At 42.2% G+C, this 24,413-nt stretch carries 18 protein-coding genes, 2 pseudogenes and 1 riboswitch; of the genes and pseudogenes, 10 read left to right on the top strand and 10 right to left on the bottom strand.

Annotated elements, in window-relative coordinates:
* Positions 1-62: 62 nt before the first annotated feature.
* Together radA and DW121_RS13530 are read right to left on the bottom strand one after the other, a co-directional pair.
* Positions 63-1,430 carry a DNA repair protein RadA gene (gene radA, locus DW121_RS13535; RefSeq protein ID WP_118324077.1) on the bottom strand — a complete coding sequence of 456 codons (1,368 nt, stop codon included), beginning with the start codon at positions 1,428-1,430 and terminating at the stop codon, positions 63-65.
* Positions 1,431-1,582: 152 nt separating this feature from the next.
* A complete protein-coding gene (locus DW121_RS13530) occupies positions 1,583-2,620 on the bottom strand; it encodes an asparaginase (protein WP_117712974.1) in 1,038 nt (345 codons plus the stop codon).
* A 448-nt stretch (positions 2,621-3,068) separates the two neighbouring features.
* Between DW121_RS13530 and thrA the strand changes: the two genes are divergently transcribed.
* From thrA to thrC, 3 genes are read left to right on the top strand one after another with little or no spacing between them, the layout of a single operon-like run.
* The gene (gene thrA, locus DW121_RS13520) at positions 3,069-5,501 is read left to right on the top strand and encodes a bifunctional aspartate kinase/homoserine dehydrogenase I (protein WP_118324076.1); all 2,433 of its coding nucleotides are present in this window, start codon (positions 3,069-3,071) and stop codon (positions 5,499-5,501) included.
* 23 nt (positions 5,502-5,524) lie between these two features.
* Entirely contained in the window at positions 5,525-6,778 is a 1,254-nt protein-coding gene (locus DW121_RS13515) for a cofactor-independent phosphoglycerate mutase (RefSeq protein ID WP_118324075.1), read from the top strand.
* The gene (gene thrC / locus DW121_RS13510; RefSeq protein ID WP_118324074.1) at positions 6,775-8,076 is read left to right on the top strand and encodes a threonine synthase; all 1,302 of its coding nucleotides are present in this window, start codon (positions 6,775-6,777) and stop codon (positions 8,074-8,076) included. The genes DW121_RS13515 and thrC overlap by 4 nt, the downstream gene beginning before the upstream one ends.
* Here thrC and DW121_RS13505 read toward each other — a convergent pair whose 3' ends face one another.
* The 5 genes from DW121_RS13505 to DW121_RS13490 form a co-directional block, all read right to left on the bottom strand.
* A complete protein-coding gene (locus DW121_RS13505; protein WP_118324073.1) occupies positions 8,077-8,376 on the bottom strand; it encodes a type II toxin-antitoxin system RelE/ParE family toxin in 300 nt (99 codons plus the stop codon).
* A complete protein-coding gene (locus DW121_RS15740) occupies positions 8,361-8,528 on the bottom strand; it encodes a hypothetical protein (protein WP_187120042.1) in 168 nt (55 codons plus the stop codon). Before DW121_RS15740 ends, DW121_RS13505 begins: the two co-directional genes overlap by 16 nt.
* A 94-nt stretch (positions 8,529-8,622) precedes the next feature.
* Positions 8,623-9,246 (bottom strand): thiamine diphosphokinase, encoded by a 624-nt coding sequence (locus DW121_RS13500; protein ID WP_118324072.1) that lies wholly within the window; start codon positions 9,244-9,246, stop codon positions 8,623-8,625.
* A gap of 31 nt (positions 9,247-9,277) precedes the next feature.
* Complete coding sequence (gene pnuC / locus DW121_RS13495; RefSeq protein ID WP_118324071.1) at positions 9,278-9,895, bottom strand: nicotinamide riboside transporter PnuC; 618 nt, start codon at positions 9,893-9,895, stop codon at positions 9,278-9,280.
* 8 nt (positions 9,896-9,903) lie between these two features.
* Positions 9,904-12,138 (bottom strand): TonB-dependent receptor, encoded by a 2,235-nt coding sequence (locus tag DW121_RS13490; protein ID WP_118324070.1) that lies wholly within the window; start codon positions 12,136-12,138, stop codon positions 9,904-9,906.
* Positions 12,139-12,173: 35 nt separating this feature from the next.
* Positions 12,174-12,270, bottom strand: a riboswitch (TPP riboswitch).
* Positions 12,271-12,407: 137 nt separating this feature from the next.
* On the opposite strand from DW121_RS13490, the gene DW121_RS13485 reads away from it, so the two are divergent.
* The 3 genes from DW121_RS13485 to DW121_RS13475 all read left to right on the top strand — a co-directional run bounded on the left by DW121_RS13485 (position 12,408) and on the right by DW121_RS13475 (position 14,971).
* Positions 12,408-13,259 carry a mechanosensitive ion channel family protein gene (locus DW121_RS13485; protein ID WP_118324069.1) on the top strand — a complete coding sequence of 284 codons (852 nt, stop codon included), beginning with the start codon at positions 12,408-12,410 and terminating at the stop codon, positions 13,257-13,259.
* A gap of 142 nt (positions 13,260-13,401) precedes the next feature.
* On the top strand, positions 13,402-13,557 hold the full coding sequence (locus DW121_RS13480) for a hypothetical protein (RefSeq protein ID WP_187120041.1): 156 nt from the start codon (positions 13,402-13,404) through the stop codon (positions 13,555-13,557).
* A gap of 565 nt (positions 13,558-14,122) precedes the next feature.
* Positions 14,123-14,971: a hypothetical protein gene (locus DW121_RS13475; protein WP_147399677.1), complete on the top strand. Its 849-nt coding sequence runs from the start codon at positions 14,123-14,125 to the stop codon at positions 14,969-14,971.
* A 139-nt stretch (positions 14,972-15,110) separates the two neighbouring features.
* Here DW121_RS13475 and DW121_RS13470 read toward each other — a convergent pair whose 3' ends face one another.
* Positions 15,111-16,202 carry a YhcG family protein gene (locus DW121_RS13470; RefSeq protein WP_118324067.1) on the bottom strand — a complete coding sequence of 364 codons (1,092 nt, stop codon included), beginning with the start codon at positions 16,200-16,202 and terminating at the stop codon, positions 15,111-15,113.
* A gap of 251 nt (positions 16,203-16,453) precedes the next feature.
* On the opposite strand from DW121_RS13470, the gene DW121_RS13465 reads away from it, so the two are divergent.
* Positions 16,454-17,650, top strand: coding sequence for a PLP-dependent aminotransferase family protein (locus tag DW121_RS13465; protein WP_118324111.1), 1,197 nt, complete (start codon positions 16,454-16,456; stop codon positions 17,648-17,650).
* On the opposite strand, the pseudogene DW121_RS13460 reads toward DW121_RS13465, so the two are convergent.
* Positions 17,642-19,059, bottom strand: a pseudogene (locus tag DW121_RS13460) (PLP-dependent aminotransferase family protein). The gene DW121_RS13465 and the pseudogene DW121_RS13460 overlap by 9 nt on opposite strands.
* A gap of 167 nt (positions 19,060-19,226) precedes the next feature.
* On the opposite strand from DW121_RS13460, the gene DW121_RS13455 reads away from it, so the two are divergent.
* The 3 genes from DW121_RS13455 to DW121_RS13440 all read left to right on the top strand — a co-directional run bounded on the left by DW121_RS13455 (position 19,227) and on the right by DW121_RS13440 (position 22,964).
* The gene (locus DW121_RS13455; protein ID WP_118324066.1) at positions 19,227-20,078 is read left to right on the top strand and encodes an RteC domain-containing protein; all 852 of its coding nucleotides are present in this window, start codon (positions 19,227-19,229) and stop codon (positions 20,076-20,078) included.
* Positions 20,079-20,669: 591 nt separating this feature from the next.
* The gene (locus DW121_RS13445; protein ID WP_118324064.1) at positions 20,670-21,863 is read left to right on the top strand and encodes a DNA-methyltransferase; all 1,194 of its coding nucleotides are present in this window, start codon (positions 20,670-20,672) and stop codon (positions 21,861-21,863) included.
* Between the two features lie 3 nt (positions 21,864-21,866).
* Positions 21,867-22,964 (top strand): CfrBI family restriction endonuclease, encoded by a 1,098-nt coding sequence (locus DW121_RS13440; protein ID WP_118324063.1) that lies wholly within the window; start codon positions 21,867-21,869, stop codon positions 22,962-22,964.
* Positions 22,965-23,021: 57 nt separating this feature from the next.
* Here DW121_RS13440 and DW121_RS13435 read toward each other — a convergent pair.
* Positions 23,022-24,229, bottom strand: a pseudogene (locus DW121_RS13435) (site-specific integrase).
* Positions 24,230-24,413 lie beyond the last annotated feature (184 nt).

The raw sequence follows: 24,413 nt of genomic DNA, 5'->3' as shown, positions 1-24,413 counted from the left end.
ATATAGTATGTATTAATCCGTATATCCGGTATGTTCTGTGGCAAAATCATCCTTTGGCAGATTTAGCCGAACAATGCCCGGAATGCTTCTTCCACCTTTCTTACCGGAATCAGTTCTATCTTTAGTTTTGAGGTATTCAGTCCCTGCAAATTGTATTTTGGCAGTATAAACCGTTTGAAGCCGAGTTTTTCCGCTTCGCCGATGCGTTGCTCAATTCGGTTTACAGGGCGGATTTCACCGGACAGCCCTATTTCTCCCGCCATACAGATTTCGGGTTCGATGGCGGTATCCATGTTGCTGGACAGAATGGCGCTGATAACGGCCAGGTCGATAGCGGGGTCATTAACTTTCAGTCCGCCGGCAATATTGAGAAAAACGTCTTTTTGGGCAAGTTTGAAGCCGACACGTTTCTCCAATACAGCCAGTAACATATTCATTCTCCGTATATCGAAACCGGTGGCGGAGCGTTGCGGATTTCCGTATACGGCGCTACTGACTAATGCTTGAGTTTCTATCAGAAACGGTCGTATGCCTTCTATGGCTGAGGCGATGGCTATGCCGCTCATCCCTTCATGGTCTTGGCTGAGAAGCAGTTCCGATGGATTGCTTACCTGCCGCAGCCCGTCCTGCCGCATTTCATAGATGCCCAGCTCGGCAGTGCTCCCGAAGCGGTTTTTGATGCTGCGCAAGATGCGGTACATGTAGTGCTGGTCACCTTCAAATTGAAGTACGGTGTCTACGATATGTTCCAGTACTTTAGGTCCGGCAATGCTTCCTTCTTTGTTGATATGTCCGATGAGGATAACTGCTGTATGCGTCTCCTTGGCAAAGCGCAGAATAGAGGCGGAGCACTCTCTGACTTGGGCTATGCTGCCCGGAGAGGATTCAAGCGTCTCTGTGGAAATAGTCTGTATAGAGTCTATTATGACTAAATCGGGATGTGTATTCTTGATATGTACATAAATTTGTTCCAACGAGGTTTCACAGACAATCAAACAATCGCAGGAAGTACTTGACAGTCGGTCGGCACGCAGCTTTAACTGCCGGGCGCTTTCTTCGCCGGATATGTAAAGAATACGTTTTTCCGGTATGCGGAGTACGGTTTGCAGTACCAGGGTGGATTTTCCGATGCCCGGTTCGCCGCCTATCAGTACGAGCGAGCCTTGCACCAGCCCGCCGCCCAGTACACGGTTCAGTTCCGCGTCATGCAAGTCGATGCGGGGTTCGTCGTCAGCGGCAATCTCATTTAATGTTACGGGTTTTGCTTTAGCTGTTTCTATGCCCGATACCGGACGCTTGTTTACTACTTCCTTGCGTACAATCTCTTCTACATAGGTGTTCCACTCTCCGCACGACGGACATTTACCCACCCATTTGGGCGATTCCTGTCCGCAGTTGCTACATACATATACCGTTTTTTCTTTTGCCATAAAAAGAACTTCCTTTAGAATAATTGCCCAAAGGTACGATATTTTGCAGCAGAAATAATAGTGTCATGTAGAGTTTTTGGGCTGGAATCAACTTTTCGGTTCGTATGCTTTTTGGTAAAAGCTGCTTGTTGTGTGGGACAGGCAGTTGCTTGTTAAGTGGTGATTTCACCTGCAATGGGGCGGTTCATCAGTTCGCGTACCTCTGCGGGAGAGTAGTTGTGTCCTAACAAAAACATCAGTTTGGTCACAGCAGATTCTGTTGTGCTGTCGTATCCACATACTACGCCTGCCTGCATTAGCTGGTAGCCTGTCTCATAACGTTCCATTTCTACTGTACCGGCACTGCATTGAGTAACGTTTACAATGACAATACCCTGTTTGCAAGCATCGTGAAGGCGATGAAGGAACCATTCCTTCCGGGGGGCGTTTCCTGAGCCGTATGTTTCCAGAACTACGGCTTTCAGACCTTTTATGGCAAGAATGGCATCTACCACACTTTCTTGAATGCCGGGAAAAAGTTTCAGTATGGCAATATTGGTATCAAGCAGATAATGCGGCTGTAACTGTTCTTGTGTGTTTTCCGTATGTATCTGTACATTATTATATTTAATATGTATGCCGGCAGAAGCAAGCACAGGATAATTGTACGAGCGGAAAGCGTTGAAGTTCTCAGCATTTATCTTGGTAGTGCGGTTGCCGCGCATCAGGTGGTTTTCAAAGAAGATGCACACTTCGGGTACGATAGGCCGTCCGCCGGAATGTCGGGCGGTGGCTATTTCGATACTTGTCAGCAGGTTTTCTTTGCCGTCGGTGCGAAGTACGCCGATGGGAAGTTGTGAACCGGTGAGAATGACGGGCTTGTTGAGACCTTCGAGCATGAAGCTGAGGGCGGACGCTGTGTAAGCCATAGTGTCCGTACCATGAAGGATGACAAAGCCTGTGTATTGATTGTAGTTATCGCTGATGATGCGTACGAGTTTACGCCAGGCATCCGGGTCCATATCTGAAGAGTCCATAGGCGGATCGAACTGATAGGTATCGATGCTGAACGTAAAATTTTGAAGTTCGGGCACATGTTTCTGTAAATGCTCGAAGTTGAAGTTCTCCAAAGCTCCGGTTTCCATATTCTCTATCATTCCGATAGTTCCACCGGTGTAAATTAACAAAACGGAAGTATTATCTGGGTGCATACGCTCAATTCTTACATGATTACTATGCAAAGATAGTAATATATCTTCATAATAATGTCAAAATGATATAAAACTATGGCTGCGCTCACCTCTTTTCACTGTGAAAAGTGTGAATATGTTAGTAACGATATATACATATTTCTGTCCTTTATGAGATGAAAATGTGTTTTTATCGCAAAAAAGTCGTAAAACGTGATAGTTTGAATATTTTTATTGTTACTTTTGCAACACTTATCATGAACGATAGCAATAAGAGACAATGAACAAGTACTATCAACATACAGTCACATCCATGTGTACCATGACCCTTAGGGGTTGGGGATAGTATTTTGTGTTTCTACGTGTTACACCAATTTTTAGCAGTTTTTCTTATTTAGTTAAAGTCTATACGGGCTATGGCAGCTTGTTTTTGACACATTGTATCAACCATTTCAATCCAGTAAAAGAAATGAAAGTAATAAAATTCGGCGGAACATCCGTAGGTTCTGCGAACAGTATTTTAAGCGTTAAGAGAATTGTAGAAGCCATAAACGAACCTTTAATAGTGGTAGTATCCGCTTTGGGTGGTATTACGGATAAGCTGATTAATACTTCGAAAATGGCGGCGGCCGGTGACTCCTCTTATGAAAACGAGTTTCGTGAGATTGTCTATCGTCATGTGGAAATGATAAAGGAAGTAATTCCGGCAGGCGAAGCGCAAGTATCACTGCAACGCCAGGTGGGAGAGTTGCTTAACGAACTGAAGGACATCTTCCAGGGAATTTATCTGATAAAAGACCTTTCGCAAAAGACATCCGACACGATTGTGAGTTACGGCGAACGCCTTTCATCCATTATTGCCGCGCAACTGACGGGTGCTGAATGGTTTGATTCGCGCCGGTTCATCAAAACGGAGAAGAAGCATTCCAAGCATGTGCTGGATGCGGAACTCACTACCTCTTTGGTACGTGAGACATTCAGGGATATGCCTAAACGCGTATTGATTCCGGGATTTATCTCTACGGACAAGATTACGGGCGAGGTCACTAACCTCGGTCGCGGCGGCTCCGACTATACGGCTGCCATTATAGCTGCGGCATTGGATGCCGATGCGCTGGAAATCTGGACGGATGTGGACGGCTTCATGACTGCCGACCCGCGTGTGATTTCCACTGCCTATACCATTAATGAACTGAGCTATGTAGAGGCCACGGAGCTTTGCAACTTCGGAGCCAAAGTGGTGTACCCGCCTACCATTTATCCGGTGTGCCATAAGAACATACCTATTATAATAAAGAATACTTTCAATCCCGAAGGAGCGGGAACCGTTATCAAACAAGAGGTTTCCAATCCGCAGAGCAAAGCCATAAAGGGTATTTCGTCCATCAACGATACAAGCCTGATAACGGTTCAGGGACTCGGTATGGTGGGTGTGATTGGTGTGAACTACCGCATCTTTAAGGCTTTGGCTAAGAATGGCATCAGCGTGTTCCTCGTATCACAGGCATCTTCGGAGAACTCTACTTCCATCGGTGTGCGTAATGCGGACGCCGACCTGGCTTGCGAAGTGCTGAACGAGGAGTTTGCCAAAGAGATTGAAATGGGAGAGATTTCGCCCATACAGGCGGAAAAGGATTTGGCTACGGTGGCTATCGTTGGCGAGAACATGAAGCACACACCGGGCATTGCCGGTAAACTGTTCGGTACGCTGGGACGTAACGGCATCAATGTGATAGCTTGTGCACAGGGCGCTTCGGAAACGAATATTTCGTTTGTGGTGGACAGCAAGTCGCTGCGCAAGTCCCTGAATGTTATCCATGATTCTTTCTTCCTGTCGGAATATCAGGTGTTGAACCTCTTTATATGCGGTGTAGGCACGGTGGGCGGCAGTTTGATAGAACAGATTCACAGCCAGCGCCAGAGGTTGATGCAGGAGAACGGTTTGCAACTGAATGTGGTAGGTATTGCCGATGCCTCCAAAGCCATGTTCAGTCGTGAAGGCTTTGACTTGGGACGTTTCCGCGAAGAGTTGGCGGAGAAAGGCAAGGACAGCTCTTTGGATACGCTCCGTGACGAGATTATCGGCATGAACATCTTTAACTCCGTATTCGTGGATTGTACGGCGAGTGCGGGAGTGGCTTCCCTGTATAAAGACCTTCTGATGCACAACGTATCGGTAGTTGCCGCCAATAAGATTGCCGCTTCTTCGGAATACGAAAACTATCGTGAACTGAAGCAGATAGCCCGCCAGCGCGGTGTGAAATATTTGTTTGAGACAAACGTCGGTGCAGGTCTGCCCATCATCAATACCATTAACGACCTTATCCATAGCGGTGACAAGATACTGAAGATTGAAGCCGTGCTGAGCGGCACGCTGAATTATATCTTCAACAAGATAAGCGCGGATATTCCTTTCAGCAAGACCATTAAGATGGCTCAGGAGGAACGTTATTCCGAACCGGACCCGCGTATCGACCTTAGCGGCAAGGATGTAATTCGCAAACTGGTAATCCTTGCGCGTGAAGCCGGTTATCGCCTCGAGCAAAGCGATGTGGAAAAGAACCTCTTTGTTCCCGATGACTTCTTCGAAGGCTCTTTGGATAACTTCTGGAAGAAAGTGCCGAGCCTTGACGCCGACTTTGAAGCACGCCGCAAGGTATTGGAAGCGGAAAACAAGCATTGGCGTTTCGTTGCCAAGCTGGAGAACGGAAAGGCGTCCGTAGGATTGCAGGAGGTAGGCGTCAACCATCCGTTCTACGGTCTGGAAGGCAGCAACAACATTATCTTGCTGACCACAGAGCGTTATAAGGAATATCCTATGATGATACAAGGCTACGGAGCCGGTGCGGGTGTAACGGCTGCGGGAGTATTTGCGGATATTATGAGTATTGCGAACGTTTAATTCTTCATTCTTCATTTACAAAGATGAAACACATTATTATATTGGGTGACGGTATGGCCGACTGGCCTGTAAAGTCTTTGGGAGACAAGACCTTGTTGCAGGCTGCCAAAACGCCCTATATGGATAGGCTCGCACGGATGGGACGTGTAGGCAGGTTGAAGACTGTTGCCGACGGTTTTCATCCGGGTAGCGAGGTTGCCAATATGTCCGTTTTGGGCTACGACCTTCCGAAGGTATATGAGGGACGCGGTCCGTTGGAAGCGGCAAGTATCGGTGTAGACCTGAAGCCGGGCGAAATGGCGATGCGCTGTAATATTATCTGCATTGAAGGAGATAATATAAAGAACCATTCGGCGGGACACATCACGACTGAAGAAGCCGATGTACTGGTGAAATATCTGCAGGAACATTTGGGCAATGAGCGCGTACGCTTCCATACAGGGGTGCAATACCGGCATTTGCTGGTAATAAAAGGCGGAGACAAGCGCATAGACTGCACTCCCCCGCATGATGTTCCTTTAAAACCCTATCGACCCTTGCTGGTGAAGCCCATGCCCGGTACGGAGGATATCACAGCTCCCGAAGGACAAGCCGAACTGACCCCTCAACAAACCGCCGACCTGATTAACGACTTAATCATGCGTTCGCAGGAATTATTGAAAGAACATCCCGTTAACAAGAAACGTGCAGCCGAAGGCAAAGACCCGGCTAACAGCATTTGGCCGTGGAGTCCGGGTTATCGTCCGCAGATGGAGAAACTCTCGGATAAGTTTCCTCAAGTGAAGAAAGGCGCTGTTATCTCGGCCGTAGACTTGATTAACGGTATCGGCTACTATGCCGGACTGCGCCGTCTGACGGTAGAAGGTGCTACCGGACTGTACGATACCAATTACGAGAATAAAGTAGCTGCCGCCCTTGATGCCTTGAAAACGGATGATTTCGTCTATCTGCATATCGAAGCCAGCGATGAGGCAGGGCACGAAGGCGATGTCCCTTTGAAGATGCTGACCATTGAGAACTTGGACAGCCGTGCCGTAGGTCCTGTTTATGAAGCTGTGAAAGATTGGGAAGAGCCTGTCGCTATTGCCGTTTTACCCGACCATCCCACTCCTTGCGAGCTGCGCACGCACACCGACGAACCGATACCTTTCTTTATTTGGTATCCGGGCATCGAGCCGGACGAAGTGCAGACTTTCGATGAGGTTGCCGCGTGTAGCGGCAGCTACGGCCTGATGAAAGAAGATGAGTTTATAAACGAATTTATGAAAGAATTATGAAATACTACAGTACCAACAAACAAACCCCTGACGTTACCCTCGAAGAAGCCGTAGTGAAAGGGCTTGCCGCAGACAAAGGACTTTTTATGCCCTTTACCATCAAACCGTTGCCGCAGGAGTTCTACGACAGCATCGATACGCTCGGTTTTCAGGAGATAGCCTATCGGGTAGCGGATGCTTTCTTTGGCGAAGATGTTCCGGCAGATACATTGAAGCAGATTGTATATGATACATTGAGTTTCGATGTTCCTCTGGTGAAGGTGACGGAAGACATTTATTCCCTCGAATTGTTCCATGGCCCCACACTTGCCTTTAAGGATGTAGGCGGTCGTTTTATGGCGCGTCTGCTGGGCTATTTCATCAGGAAAGAGGGCAAGAAGCAGGTAAATGTACTGGTTGCCACCTCGGGCGATACGGGCAGCGCCGTAGCCAATGGTTTCCTCGGTGTGGAAGGTATTCATGTCTATGTGCTTTATCCGAAAGGCAAGGTCAGTGAGATTCAGGAAAAGCAGTTCACTACACTGGGGCAGAATATCACGGCCCTTGAAGTGGACGGTACGTTCGACGACTGTCAGGCATTGGTGAAAGCGGCTTTTATGGACAAGGAACTTAACAGCCATTTGCAGCTAACCAGCGCCAACTCCATTAATGTGGCGCGTTTCCTGCCGCAGGCTTTCTATTATTTCTATGCCTATGCACAGTTGAAGCGGGCGGGAAAAGCCGCTGATGCCGTAATCTGTGTGCCAAGCGGTAACTTCGGTAATATAACGGCAGGCTTGTTCGGCAAGCGTATGGGACTGCCGGTAAAGCGTTTTATAGCGTCCAATAACCGTAACGACATATTCTATCAATATCTGCAGACGGGTGTTTATACACCGCGTCCGAGTATCGCCACGATTGCCAATGCCATGGATGTGGGCGACCCGAGTAACTTTGCACGTGTTCTCGACCTTTATGGCGGTAACCATGCAGCTATCTCTGCCGAGATAAGCGGATCTACTTATACGGATGGGCAGATTGCCGAAACCATGAAGAATGTTTGGAAAGATGAGCATTACTTGCTTGACCCTCATGGCGCATGCGGTTTCCGTGCATTGCAGGAGGGCTTGCAGCCGGGCGAAACAGGAGTCTTCTTGGAGACGGCTCACCCTGCCAAGTTCAAAGATACGGTAGAGAGCATTATCGGTGAAGCGGTGCAGATACCGGAAAAGTTACAGGCTTTTATGCGTGGCGAAAAGAAGAGCCTGCCCATGTCGAAAGACTTTGCGGACTTCAAGCATTATTTGATGAGTATCTGATTACTCATTCTTTATCTTTCCGGCCTTATGGCTGTTGTTCCACAGCACAAGCACTTCTATCTTCAGGAGGCTGTGGCGGTAGAATAGCGTATAGTCGGGATGAGGGGTGATATATCGTATATTATCCACTTCCGTGGCTTGTCCGATGAAGGGATTTAGAGTAATGCGGTGGAGCGCATTCTGGAGGAGTGAGTATAGAATCTTGCTTTGATTCTTGTCTCCGTGTTTTTGCTGTGAAGACAGTAGAATACTCCTCAGTCCTTCTTTGGCAAGTGGCGACCAGATTATTTGTTTAACCATGACTCTGCCTCCTTGTTGATTGTTATATCCTCTTGTCCTTCTCCGTTTTCCAGTTGCCGGCAGGCAGTTTGAATGTCTTGGCGTAAGCGGTTGGAGAATATGAGTACTTGCTTGGTGGGGTGTGATGTTTGTTCCGGTTCGGTATCTTTCATATTTCAGTCTCCTTTTCCCTTAAAACGTTGTAAAGTTATGAATTGTTTAGGGATAGTCCGGGAACTTTAGCCGCTGTTACCATACGATACGTGTTTACGGCAGTGGCTGAGGGTAATTCAAAAAGACCAAGTATTCCCCTTCCGCTTCAATCGTAAATTCGGTTCCGGTACATTCGTTGAGAGTGCCCTGCCACCAGTTGGTAAAGTCGCTGAGAGGGTATACCAGTCCGAGCCCATGCAGTTTGCGGGCATTAAAGTTGATGATGGAGACTTGTTGTCCCGGCCGGCAGGTGAAAGTACATATATCTCGGCAAGGGATAAAAATGCCATAATCCGTGTAGGTACGCACATCAGCTCCGGCGCGCATATAGTCCATGAGTAAGCTGATGTTTCCTAAAGTATGGTCTTCGCGTTTGCCGGTGGCGCCGACAATGGCTATCCGGCGTTTGCCTTGCGACAACAGGTAGTTGACGGCTTTCGTCTGGTCGTTTGTTTCTTGTTCGGAAATGCGGTGAAGCAGATGCCCGTACTTCTTGCGGTTCTCCTCGCTGATGGAGTCACCGTCACCTATAATGAGGTTAGGTATATGCCCCTGTCGGATATATTCGTCCGCACCGCCGTCACAACAGACTACATAAGGCGCACCCGCTAATATCTCCAAGGGTAGAGGAGCGGTAGGATATTCTCCGTTCGCTAAAACAACTGCTTCCGCTTTCATAGTTTGATAATTGATAAATCAGGGATTAAAATCATAAATCGGTCTCTTGCTTCATCATCTTCTTCCATTTGAAGTAGCCAAAGATAGCGATTATTGTGTAAAGGCCGTATAGTGCGGCGGTAAAATCGAGCCCTTTATAGATGTAAAGTCCCGTACTCACAGCATCTACACCTATCCATGCCCACCATTGCTCCACGTATTTACGTGCCAACATCCACATGCCGACAATGCTGAGTGCTGTGGTGAAGGAGTCCAGCCACGGCACGTTGCTGTCTGTAAAGTTGATAAGTATCCAGGCAATGCCCACAAGCGTAACGGCAAATACCGCAATGAGCGGCAGCAGATACCGCAGCGGCATACCGGTTATCGGTAACTCCTGTTGCCGGTTTTCTGCATCCGGAGTTTTTCTTTTCAGGATTGTCCGCCGCAGGAATGCGCCGTACTTCCACATTGTCCATCCGTATATGGCGGCTCCGAGGTAATAGATGTTGATACCGAAATCTGCATACAAACCTGCGTTGTAGTAGACGAAGATATAGATAGCAGGCATAATGATGCCCGCTATCCAAAGATAGATGCTTGCCCGGTATTCCAACCAAAGGTAGAGAAGTCCGACAAGTGTTCCGATAATTTCGAGTGTATGCTCCATAATCAGTTTCAGAAACGTAAAGAAATATGTCCTAATACATTGGTACCGGCCTGTGCGGCATATCCGGCATAATTGTAGCGTACTTTCTGCCCGTCTTCATAATAGAAACCGCTGCCTGCATAGCCATTGTTCTCGTACTCTTCGTTGAAGAGGTTATAGATGGTACAGCCTACGGTTACCGACTTTATTTTGGGTAACGCAAATGTGTACGACAAGTTCAGGTTGCTGACGAAGTAGGCATCCAGAATATGGTCTTTGCAATCCAGATTACTCATGTATTGCTTGCTGACGTATTGCGATTGCAAAGATGCTTCAAATCCTTTGTAAGTATAGCCGAAACGGTTGTTCAGCAGGAAGTCGGGAGAGAAAGCGATGTGAGTGTCACCCAGATAAGTGTTCCACTTTTCGCCTGCCGGGTCTTCGTTCTCGTAAAGGGTTTCGGTGAAATTCTCTACACGGTTACGGCTCAACGTGGCATTGATGTCCCATTGGAAACCGCAAGCCAGTTTCAGACCGGCCATTAGCTCAATGCCCGTACGATAGCTGTCGGGCACGTTGGCAGCTACGGCTTCACCGATTTCGTTCAGTTCGCCGGTCAGCACCAACTGGTCTTTGTAGTCCATATAATAGAGGTTGGCGCCGAGTGTCAGCCATGAGTTGGCAAAGGTGTAACCCAGTTCGTAGTCAAACAAACGTTCCGCTTTGGGATGTTCGGTAAACTTCCCGTCCGTATAGTTGTTGCGTGTCGGTTCTTTGTGAGCCACGCTGAACGAACCGTACACCCGGTTGTTGCGGTTGATTTGCCATGACAATCCGGCTTTGGGATTGAAGAAGTCGAATTTCTCGTGAATGGCAAGTTGCTGCAGGCCGTCGTCGGTGACGCTGTTCCATTTGTCATTCTGCCCGTACATCTTATAGGAAATGTGGCGGTATTGCAAATCGGCATAGGCATTGAGCCCGTCGCACAGCTCATAGTCGGCTTTCAAGTAGAGGTTTCCGTCATTTTTTGTGGCATTGTTGCGGTAGTAGTCTTTGTCGGGGTCAAGGTTGCCGACGTAGTTCTTTACCCACAGCACTTTGCCGAAGTGGTCGCCGTCATAGCGGTTCAGTCCGCCGCCGAGGGATGCGTGAAGGCGGTTGCCTTTATAATTGACGGAGAAGATGCCGCCGCCAAACCAGTTGTCCATTGCTTTTTTGCGGATAAGATCGCTCTTTTTGACGGTTTCACCGTCGTGTTCGTACGGGAGCAGACCGTATTCCACCAACTTGCGTCCGTTTTTGTACTCTTGATAGTAGCCGTCTCCTTTGGTATAGTGCAGGCCTACGTTTACATTCCAAGCAGAGGTAAAGTTATGGTTGAAAAGCAGCTGATAGTTCTTTTGTACATAGTTGTCCGTCTGGTCTTCATAGAAGTGGTCTGCACCGTTGTCGTCGGTGTACATATATCCGCAGGAGTTGTAGCGTCGGCCGTACTTTTCCAATTCTTCTTTGCTGGCATAGTTCCAGGCATGGTAGGTGCGCTCTTTTCCTCCGAAAGTTATCAGTTTGACGGAAGTGTTGTCATCATAATATCCACCTTGCAAGTAGTAAGAGTTCAGCCCTACCGATGCACGGTCGATGTAACCGTCCGAACTGATATTGGACAGGCGGGCATCGAAAGACCAATGCTCGTTGATGAGCCCCGTACCTGCTTTGACAGTCTCCTTGTGCGTGTTGAATGAGCCGTACGAAGCGTTCAACTCGGCATAAGGCTTCAGGGAGAAATCTCCGGTCTGCATATTAATACTGGCTCCGAATGCTCCTGCACCATTGGTAGAAGTTCCTGCACCGCGTTGTATCTGCATATCTTTGACAGAAGATGCAAAGTCGGGCAGATTCACCCAGAATACGGTGTGGCTTTCGGCGTCGTTGATAGGAATACCGTTGGCGGTGACGTTGATGCGCGTTCCGTCCGTGCCTCGTACTCTCAATGTAGTATAGCCGATACCCGCTCCTGCATCACTGGTGGTAATGGCAGAGGGAGTCATGCTCAACAGATACGGCAAGTCTTGGCCGAAGTTCTGCTTTTTAAGCTGTTCTTTGTTGATGTTGGTAAATGCCACCGGAGTAGTTCCTGTGGCACGTGTGGAAATAATCTCTACTTCTTGCAGGTCTATTACCCGCAAGCTGTCCTTCTCCTTTGTCTGCGCACAGACATTCAGCGCTGCCATAAACAGGCATGCTGCCATTGCATACTTCTTCATTTGCAATTTTAATGATTAAAAATTAATACAGAAAAGGGGAACTTTTCTTCTTTTCCCTACGTCGGCACTACCCGAATCAGGTCAATGGGTATGGTCTCAGCCCGTCATATTAGGGCACCCCTTAGTTGAAATCGGCTGCAAAAGTATCTCTTTTGACTGAAAGGTACAAATAAAGTGGCCGGGAAATGATTTTTTTTGTTAAATTTGTCCTTTATAATTCATAATTAATCATTTATAATTTACAATTAATCATGTTATCATCTTTATTAATGGCGGTGTTTGCCGTCCAAGCTTCTGAGGAAGGTTTCAGCAAACTTCAGATTTTTATGCAGCAATTGATAGACTGGGGAGTGGGAGCCGGAGGTCGTGTCATAGGTGCAATTATCATTTTTGTAGTAGGACGCTTTCTAATCTCTTTCATTAAGAAGCTTGTATCCAAACTTCTTGTAAAGCGGCATATTGACGCAAGCATCCAGAGTTTCGTCAAGAGTCTGGTGAATATCTTGCTGACAATCCTGCTGATTATTGCCGTTATCGGTAAGTTAGGGGTTGAAACCACTTCGTTTGCGGCTTTACTGGCATCTGCCGGTGTGGCAATAGGTATGGCGCTGTCCGGAAACCTGCAGAACTTTGCCGGAGGGCTCATCGTCTTGCTATTCCGTCCGTTCAAGGTGGGCGACTGGATTGAGAGTCAGGGTGTATCCGGTACGGTACGTGAGATTCAGATATTCCATACCATCCTCACTACGGCCGATAATAAGGTGATTTATATTCCTAACGGTGCTTTGAGCAGTGGCACGGTAACTAACTACAGCCGTGAAGATACCCGTCGTGTGGATTGGGTTATCGGTGTGGAGTATGGCGAGAATTATGATAAGGTAGAAACTACCGTACGCCGTATACTTGCTGCCGACAGCCGTGTCCTGAATACTCCGGAACCTTTCGTGGCCCTTCATGCTTTGGATGCCAGCAGTGTGAATATTGTTATCCGTGTTTGGGTGAAGAGCAGCGATTATTGGGGAGTTTATTTTGATATGAACAAGACCATTTACTCTGTATTCAACAACGAGGGAATCGGTTTCCCGTTCCCGCAGTTGACAGTGCATCAAGCAAAGGACTGATAAGGTGTTTGAACCACTTCTTCGCAGATACTTTGCTCCAGATTGAGCAGGCGGTTGATTTCTTTTGTTCCTTGCGGGCAACTATTTGTCTGCGGATGATAATTCCGTGTATGATGTAACCGTCACTGTACTCGACAGATGTATGGAACAGCATGAAAAACAGCATAAAGTAGGCAAACATCGTTATGTGTCCGACGGTATGCGCTACGAGTATTATCAGAAAGCGCGAAAAGACAGGACGAAGGTTCTGTCTTTGGCTCAGGGTGGACTTGGACTTCCTTTCTTATTCTGCACATAACAAAGATGGTATTCGGATATGCTTCGGAAACGACTTGCTAACGCACTACCGGAGATTTACTAAAACGTGACCAACGATTTAGTAAATCGTTGGTCACGTTTTAGTAAATCTCCGGTTACGGATTTTAGATAAAGAAAAAAACTCCTACAATATCAAGGTATTGTAGGAGTTTTTTCTTCATCTGGTTTTTCCAGTTTTTGGGTGATCCGCCTGGGTCCATGAACCTTGCGGTATATTCTCCTATAAATCAATATCATTGGAGCTATAAGCTTTGTACCTGTCACGTTTTAGTCCTAAAAAACTGTCCACTTCTGTCCAGTGCCTGTCTGCTTATATCTTGGGTTCAAAAGCACACATTCTTTTTGAATTACGCAAATCATTGATAGTGAATACATAAATTCAAGTGCAAGGTACAAGCTGTATATATACATATACACTTGTACCTTGCACTGAAATCTCACTTGAAATAAAAGTGATTATATTGTATTTATTGGAGTGTTTTTTTATTATTTTTGCAATATACCTACATGACAAATTCAAACTCACATTAAATACTATTTATAAAATGATTAGAATTATATCTTTTGATAAATATGAAGAGGAGCTCCGAATGAAGTTCCAACGTTTTTTTAACGAGTCGAAGGCTAAGGCTCTGGATTTTTCTGATTTTTTGGTCTGCCAGCAAGGGGGCTTTTATGATTGGGGAGGACATCCTTCTATCGGATTAGGAGAGGTTGGATTAAACAATCTACAGAAAGTAAATATAATCAATAATATGGGTGCTTCAATATGTACTTCTAATGATAATCATTTCGAGAAAAATGGCAATAGTTTCCTAAATGGAACGACTGATTTTGAAAACGGTATCATCAGAGTTTGTAATATGTACCTTGACATTTGGGAAAATGAATGGTTCCTTCGAACCTTTACAGAGCTTCTTCGGGTTGCCAATGGTGAGCATTATGACTGGAGCCTAGATTTAAGCACACTCAAGGAAACTGGTAAAGGGAAATTTATTAGGGAAGAAATAATTGGAAGGCTTATTAGATATCCATATCTACAAGATGTAGTGAAAATAGGCTATAATAGTAATCTTCGTAATGCTATAGGTCATTCACAATATCATATTGTGCAGGGAGGAATATGGTTCGACAATTTCGGAAGAAATAAATATGCTACGGTGAGAGGTTTGTCATTTGGAGAGTGGGAGAAAATAGTTATTTATGCTTGGTTGATTTTTAGAATTGTATTTGGAATATTGCTTCAGATGACAACAACTATATTTTTGCAAATGGCAAAAGAAACAACTTCAGGCGGTATACCAATAATGATACCAGATAACAATGGCAAATGGTATTATCAATACATTTACCCAGATTCAACAGGAAGAACTTGGAGGTTTGTGAAAGTGTGAATGTCAATATCTTGGGTTCAAAAAGATGCATTCTTTTTATGTTGCGCAAATTGCTGATTATTAGTATTTAAACTTAGTGTCAAGGTGTTAGCTATATATACATATATATGCTTGCACCTTGATACTAAGTTTTATCTTGTTATTCTACAAATTTGTTAAGTTCTTCTTCAACTTCCTCAATTGTTGGCAATTGGCTTTTTAGATTATCAGGAAGTAGCTCCTTTACATTAAACTCGCTAACTCCAATTGGAGAGGATATATTTTGCAATGCATATTCTACTTCAATTCTATCCTTATCTCGACAGAGTAGCATCCCTATGGTCGGATTATCATATTCTCCTCTTAGCGTGTTGTTGATAAGGTTTTGATAGAAGTTTAGCTGTCCCAAGTGTTCAGGTTTAAAGTTTCCATTTTTAAGTTCTATAACTACGTAAGCTCTCAAAGGTATATGATAGAACAAGAGGTCGCAGAAATACTCCTTGTTGTTCAAGTTCAAACAATATTGCTCCCCTACAAATGCAAACCCTTTACCTAATTCAAGAAGAAATTGAGTAATGTGAGTTACAAGCTGTTTTTCTATATCTCGTTCTCGTGCTTTTTGAGATACAGACACAAAATCAAACCAATACGGGTCTTTTACTACTTCCTGTGCCATATCCGCTGTTAGGGCTGGTAAGGTCTGCGAGAAGTTTGTTTGTCCTTGTCCGTAATGTTCGTAGAATTGTTGCTTGAACTGATTTTCTAAAATACTTCTGCTCCAACTGTTAGATAGAGTTTGATGTGCATAGAATAATGCTTCTTCTATATTTTGGGCTTTACTGATTATCACCTTTTGATGTCCCCAAGGAATATCAAAGATAATCTTATAATTATCAGCCAATTGTAATTGTCCCTCAACTTGGGGGACAATTGAATTATTGGGTGAAATATGCATCTGTCCTGCATAAAACTCATAGAAATTCTTACTGTAGTATAGGTTCTGACGGGAAAAGCCCTGCATATCAGGAAACTCATTGCGCAAGTCTACTGAAAGCTTGTTTATTACCTTATCACCCCAATTTTGCTCTTTCAGTTTTAGAGAGATCATTTGTCCTAACCGCCAATAAAAGTGTATCAACTCTGTATTAGCTGTTTTTATCATTCGTGTTTTAGTAGAACGAATTTGCTGTTTGATGGCTTTCAGCCACTCTATATATTCACTATCTATTGTACTAATAGGATTATCTTTCATGTACCTTTGTTTTTTGCAAAGGTAAACAATTAAATATAATGATAGTATGTTTTTGAAATACATTCTTTTAGCTTAGTAGTGGTGAAAGTTCATAGAACACTCCTAAAGTATTCTTTTGAATTGAATAGCGTTATGCTAATATTTGGTTCCGAAAATCTGTACCTGCTAATATTGCGCAAATTGTATCTGTTTCCATTTGTCTTTTATGCTTTACTTTGCAATATTTTAGTTCTCAAATACATTTAATGATTATGAAGTTGAAATTTGCAAATAGAATGTCTTATATAAAGGCTTCAGAAATACGAGAAATACTCAAAGTGACAGAGCAAGAAGATGTTATTTCATTTGCTGGTGGACTACCTGCCCCTGAATTATTTCCAATAGATGAAATTAATCAAATGACTCAAATAGTATTAAAGGAAGCAGGAACAAAAGCTCTCCAATATACTACTACTGAGGGGTATTCCCCTTTACGTGAATGGATTGCCAAGCGAATGAATGAACGTTTAGGAACATCGTTTGATAAAGATAATATTCTTATCACACATGGATCACAGCAAGGATTGGATTTGTCAGGTAAAGTTTTCTTGGATGATGGTGACATTGTATTATGTGAAAGCCCTACTTATTTAGCTGCAATTAGCGCATTTAAGTCATACGGATGTAACTTTGTGGAGATACCTACGGATGAAGAGGGCATGAATATGACTGTATTGGAAGATGTACTGAGTAATACCCCAAAAGTGAAATTAATATATGTAATACCCACTTTCCAGAACCCCACCGGAAAAACATGGAGCTTGGAAAGACGCAAAAAACTTGCGGAACTATCTGCCCGATATGATATTCCTGTTATTGAAGATAATCCCTACGGAGAATTAAGATTCGAGGGAGAATCTTTGCCCTCTATAAAATCATTTGATAAGGTTGGTAATATCTTGTGTGCTGGTAGTTTTTCTAAGATATTCTGTCCCGGTTTCCGGATTGGTTGGATTGCTGGCGATAAAGATATTATCCGCAAGTATGTTCTAGTTAAACAGGGTACAGATTTACAGTGTAACACGATAGCTCAAATGACTATTGCCGAATATCTGAAACGATATGATATTGATAAACATATTGGCAAAATCGTAGAAGTTTACAGTAAACGTAGAGATATAACTATGGAGTGTATAGAACACTATTTTCCTGACAACATCAGATATACCTATCCACAAGGCGGATTATTCACTTGGATTGAATTACCCGAAGAAATTTCAGCACGTGAGATTCTGAAAAAGTGTATAGAACGAAAAATAGCTTTTGTTCCTGGTGGCTCATTCTATCCTGTCGAACACAAAGAAAATACACTTAGACTGAATTACTCCAATATGCCAGAAGAACGAATAATAAAGGGGCTTCAAATCATAGGAGAAGTTCTACAGGCACACATCAGCCCATCAGAGTGATTCTTTGATTATATCTCCTAATCGTTTTAAACGTTCTTCAAGGAGTGGAGTCCATCGTTGCCCATAACTTAAGCGCATACAGTTCGTGTATTGTTCTTGTAAGGTAAACATACGTCCGGGGGCTATGCTTATTTTCCGCTGCATAGCCCTGTAATAAAGCTCTGTTGTATCAATTCGCTTGTCTAACTCCACCCAAAGCATAAATCCCCCTTGTGGAGTTACAACCTTTGTGTTTTCAGGGAAATGATCCATAATAGAATGAGCAAAATGAATACTATTTGCACAAAGCTCTCGACGAAGTTTACGCAAATGATTTTCGTATCTGTCATTCTCCATAAAGTTAGCGACGGCTTCCTGATTAAGAGTAGGTGTAGAAATTAGATGTATATTTTTCCGACGAATAATAGCCTCTTTAAATCTTCCGGGAGCAATCCAACCTACTCGATACCCCGGTGCTAACGTTTTAGATACAGCCCCACACCACAATACAATTCTTTCTTTATCAAATGCTTTACAAGGTTTAGGCCTTGAATTTCCGAAGAATATGTCGCCATACAAATCATCTTCTATTAATGGTATATTATGTTCAGCCAACATATTGACAACCTCTTTTTTGTGTTCATCAGGCATACAACTTCCTAATGGATTATTGAAATTACTTATAAGCAGGCAAGCATTAATTTGTGGCAAAACTCTTTTTAGAGCATCGGGATCAATGCCTGTTTCGGGATTTGTTGGTAGCTCTAAAACACGTAATCCCAAACTATTGGCAAGCTGTAACATTCCAAAATAAACTGGACTTTCGACGGCAATCGTATCTCCTGCCTTGGCAATCACAGATAAAGCTAAAGCAACAGCATTAGTGACTCCTGCTGTAGTTACTATATCTTCTTCTGTCAAATTTCCATTCCAGCTATAAGTGAAGCGAGCTACAGCCTTACGCAAGTGGATGTTTCCCTGTGTTTCATCATAACGAGTACCATTACCCGGAAGTGTTTGCATTGCTCTTATTAGTTCCTTATTGAGTTTTGCTATTGGTAATAAAACATCTTCGGGCATTCCTAAAGAGAATCGGGTAATAGACTTATCTCCAATTTCTAATAAACGATATACTTCAGCAATTAATTCCACGACTTCTTTACTTTCATTTTTCACAGATGGTTGTGTGGTGGCTGGAGCAGATAAGCGTATTGGCTTATAATTGACAATATATCCCGATTTAGGGCGTGATATTATGTAGCCGTCCTTTTCCAATTCATAGTATGCTTGAATTGCCGTATTTAAACTTACTCCATTTTCATTACTTATAGTGCGTAAAGAGGGCAGCTTTTCACCAATTTTCCATACACCCTTTTTAATCTGCCAAGCAATATTTCTCGCTATTTCTGATATAAGACTTCCTTTTTCATAACTCACCTAATCTGTACCCTGCAAATATACAAAAACTATATCTGTATCTGCTTTTGATTTAGAGTTACTTTTGCAAACTGATTTTAATACTCTTCTTTGTATTCTAAATAAAAGGAAATAGAGTATTGTATTTAGCCGTATAATATAAACCTATATAATAGATAAAATGACAGCAAAACAGGTTTCCAATGAACTGATATTGAAAATCAATGCAGAGATAGAAACATCTTGTATAGATAGTGATATATCTTCAAGTAAGGCTCTGTATATGATTGATTTCATCAGACCATTGTTTGAAGGACTAAGAGAGTATATACACAAATATAACTTTCGGGATAACGAGGAAGAGATAGACTTCTTTAAAAATAGCAAACCGTTAATTCTAAGCAAACTAATATACTACAATGATATTTATACGCTTGAATTAAGAAAGCCAAATGGCAATAAAGAGGTAGTCAAGGAGCATTACAAGAAAAAGCAATCGGCAATCGTAGACTTCTGTAATAATAATCTTGACTTCTATCAATATTATCGTTCCAAAGCAATACATTTGGATAAATATTACTTTCTCAGAGGGCATGAGAACTACAAGTTGTGCCATAATTGTGGCTTATTGGATAGAGATCCTTTGTTCTCGACCTGTTGTGATCATAGGGTAGCCAAGATGTTGGCTTATGATATGTTGGAGATCTATTTGCATCAGAGATTACAAGATGTAGAGAGAACAGAAGTGATAGAAACCAGCCGAGCTTCTTTGCCTGATAATCCATTTCGATGGACAGGAACTAAAGTTGCTGCTATTGAATTGGGATATGCTATATATGCTGCCGGAGTTCTAAACAATGGAAATGCTGATATAAAGGAAATAATGACCTATATAGAGGCATCATTCAAAGTAGACTTAGGTGATTACTATCGTACTTATCTTACAATCAGGGAGCGTAAAAGAGATAGGACAGCCTTTCTTAATAGTCTCATCGAAAAGCTCCTTCGGAAAATGGACGAAAACGACAATTAACTTGCCTATAAGGTTTTACTAAATTATTTTCTCTTTTCGCAAGTCCCTCATAAACTACATGGACTTTTGAAAAGAGAAAGTATTTTTTATCTGTATGCAAAAGATATAATGCAGTCTGCCAATCCAGCTATTTTGCAATAGTGCTTTCATGTTATCTTGTAATCTTGAAATCAAGGAAACAAGAAAACCTGTTATCAAGAAATCAAGCTATCAATATTTCAAGAAAACAATATTGCAATACTTCACTTCAAAACTCATCGGTCGGGGAACGCCTAGCGGCAAGGGGCAGGACCACCCGTCCCGACGAGCGAAGAATGATTTAATTGAGTAACTTTTCTTTCGTTGGGAACACGACTTCGGAGTGATTTTCCTAAAAGGTTCAGAGCTGCGGAGATAATTCTCAGCAGCTTTGAACACACCTTGCCGTTATCTGACGATAACCAATTTCAATGATTATGTTTGATTTGAGGTTGAGAGCGGGTATTTCATTAAATCACATCATATCATAGCTTTTACAAGATAACAATAATGAGATTCAATAAAATGTAGTATCTTTGAATAAGTTTTCAAATGTGAAATTAAAAACAATATATGGTACGGACAAAAAATGGGCCAAGAAGCTTATATCGAGTTAATACAACAGAAGATGCAAAAAAAATTGGTATGAACTTTCTAAAAGAGATAGAATTAGATAAAGTCATTAATTTTGGTTTGCCAGAAATTGATGATCGGTTTGATATTTGGAGAATTCCATTAAAGTCTGGAAATGATGATAGAATTGGAGAAATAGTTATAGATGCGATTACGACTTTTGTTGATCGTACTAAAACTACAGATAAAGAATTACTGGAAAATCGTCTTTTAGGAAGAAATAATAAGAAGAAAGCAAAAGTGAGTGATAAAAATATTCCTAAAATTTCAATGCTTAGAAATACTATAGGTATGGGTGATTCAGAGGAGCTGCTAAGAGAGTTGCCGAAAGAGTGTGTCGATTTAGTATTCACTTCTCCTCCTTACTACAATGCTAAACCTGAATATGCAGAATATCTTTCATATGAGGATTATTTGCTTAAAATGCAAAAAATAATTCATGAATGTGCACGTGTCTTGAACGAAGGACGCTTTTTTGTATTGAATGTTTCTCCTGTTTTACTTAGGCGAGCAAGTCGAAGTGAAGCTTCAAAAAGAATAGCAGTTCCGTTTGATTTTCATCGACTCTTTATTGAAGAAGGATTTGAGTTTGTTGATGATATTATTTGGGTAAAACCAGAAGGTGCTGGTTGGGCAACAGGCCGTGGACGAAGATTTGCAGCAGATCGCAACCCTCTACAATATAAACCTGTTCCTGTTACAGAATATGTTTTAGTCTACAGAAAAAAAACTGATAAATTGATAGATTGGCTTATTCGAAAACATCCGGATCAAACAGCTGTCCGGAACTCAAAAATTGAAGATGGATATGAAACAACAAATATTTGGAAAATTCATCCTGCTCACTGTAAGGAACATCCAGCAATATTTCCCATAGAATTAGCAGAGAAAGTAATAAAATATTACTCTTTTGAGCATGACGTAATCTTGGATCCTTTTGGTGGAATTGGAACAACAGGTAAAGCTGCTAAAAAAATGGGGCGAAGATTTGTGCTTTTTGAAAAGGAATCTCAATATATACAAAGAATCAAAAAAGATGTGAGAGATTGGTTCATTGGTGATGATTTTGATATAAATTGGATAAATGTGGATGTGAATAAAAATGAATTTAATAATACATTTAGCAGACTATAGTATATGACCAATGTTCGGAATTTGATACCCAAAGAAGGTATTCAGCTTGCAAATTATTCTGGCAAGGATTTAATTAATCGGCTAGGAGAAGAAATTATTGAAAATGTTGTTCTTTCCATATTGAATGGGAGTAATATTAGAGATCTGACGGAAGGTTTAACCCAACGACGTATACTGTTAATGAATGCATCGTTAGTTGTTACTTTCTTAAAGTCATTAGCCTCATTTGAAAATTTTGCAGGTAATTTGACATCAATAGTTGCTGGAGAGCTCAAAACGAAAGGGCTAAAGGCTAATGAAAAAAGATATTTATATTGGTTCTTAGGATTAACAGGAAAGAGTATTCAGAATGTAGTGCGTGATAATGAAGGATTTGCTACTTATTTATCTGCATTAGACCATAATTTAGCCGAAATTTCTCGCGATGTAGAGGAACGCTATGGCAAATTAAATATCGCAATAAAAGATGAAAGTGCGACTTACTTAATGAATTGGCCCTCCCTTTTAAGATGTTTATTAGCAATTGGAGCCCAAACATTAACAATTAGAGGGTCCGAGAAATCAATGTATGGAAAATTGTTTGAGAAGTTTACATTAGGTGCAGTGCTTTCTATCTTAGGATTTGAGTATATTAATCAGGGTAACTCCCAAAAAGATAGAATGGTTTTCTGGTTATCAGAACGTAAAGACAAAAGAGAAAGTGACGCTACTGTAATATTGAGGCCAGGAGCTGGTGTTCGTTTTGATATTGGATTTATTGGTGTTGGAAATACAGAGATCAGTTTGGATAAAGTTTCTCGTTTCGAGAGGGTTATGGAAAGAGGAGATCAAACTTATTTCACTACTACAATTATTTTAGTAGATAAAATAGGTGGTGGAAGTAGAATTGAGGCAATGGCTCAAAATATAGGTGGACATATCATTCAAATGAGTGGTACCTATTGGGTGTATGAATTAGCACATTTGTTAAAAGAAAAATTTCCTTTTTATAGAAGTCCAATTTTGTCAAAAACAAAAGAAGGATCTTTAGAATATATGAAGAAGAACATTCATGGAATAGACCTATCCTCATTTGTTGGCTCAATGGATATTGATGAATGATAATAAAGCCATCATTAAACTTTTCTCAGGTTTAATGATGGCTTCTGTATGTATATGCTATTTGTTTATTTTATTAAGCTTCTGCACTAACATTTCCATATCATTGCTAACCTTTACATCGGTAATCCTCGCATATATTTGAGTGGTTCTGATATTGGTATGACCTAAGATTTTGGAAACAGTTTCGATAGGTACACCATTGCTTATCAGCACCGAAGTCGCACAAGAATGACGTGCGACATGAAAGGTCAGGTTCTTATTTATACCGCAAATGGAAGCAATTTCTTTCAAATAATCGTTTACTTTTTGATTGCTTATAAGCGGTAAAATCATCCCGTTTGGCAACTTGTCTTTGTACTTTTCAAGGATAGCTTTCGGAATTTCGAGTAGCCGAATATTGGAAGTTACATTCGTTTTGTGTCGTTGGGTCATTATCCACAAATTGCCATCGAATGAGATACGAATATTATCTTTGGTAAGCTCACATACATCAATGTATGAAAGTGCCGTATAACAACTGAAAATGAATAGATCCCCTACCTGTTCCAGCCTTTTAGAAGTAAACTTCTTATTGTAAATGGTGGTTATCTCTTCCATTGTAAGATAATCCCTGTCTGTCTGCTCAAACCTTACCTTATAATTCCCGAAAGGATCAGCAGTAACCAACCCTGTGTTCTTTGTGAAGTTCACAACGGTTCTAAAGCGTTGTACAAACTTCATCGCTGTGTTGTGGGTACATTCGTGATGGTTCTTAATATACAGCAGGAAGTTATCAATGAACACCACGTTTATTTCTTTGATAAGCATATCCGAAACTGAATACTTGAACTTCATAAACTCGATAAGACGTTTCTTTGTTAATTCGTAACGGGAATAAGTTTTATCTGCCGTATTCATCTTTACCTTCTGCAAGTATTGTTCATTTCAAAGAACTCTATTAAGGTTTTACCCCGTTCAATCTTACCTAAAAAGGCGTTTTTTACCCGTTCAGAGGTCACATAACCGTCTTGTTCCAACAAAGCATGATAATGTTGGTGTACGGTGCTGCGGATGCTATCTAACATGGTGTTGATACTTATTGCTTCGGCGCTTCTCCCTGCTGCCTTTCCTGCGCTGACGCTCCAATTAGCGGGATTTATCTCCATTTGGGTGTTGAACTGCGACACAATTTGGTCGATGGTTATGCGTGCGATGATTGGTGCATTGCCGTTCTTCTTTGCTGCGTTTCGTTTTACGAAAAATAATAGTTTGAAAGTTGTTCTCATAATCTCATTTTTTAAATTGCAAAATTACTTTGATTGATTGAAAATGAGATATTTGCAGCCCAGACAAATGTGGACAGATGTTAGCCAATTTTGGACATTCCGTGACCTGTTTTTCTGAAATTCGGATTGGTCACGAATTGGTCATAGAAGTGTGTCTTTTCGTGACCTTTTCGTGTCTTTGGTC

Source organism: Bacteroides sp. AM10-21B (assembly GCF_003472565.1).
Lineage (GTDB): Bacteria > Bacteroidota > Bacteroidia > Bacteroidales > Bacteroidaceae > Bacteroides > Bacteroides propionicigenes.
The sequence above is the reverse complement of the archived record's forward strand: the minus strand, read 5'-3'. Positions and strand labels throughout refer to the sequence as shown.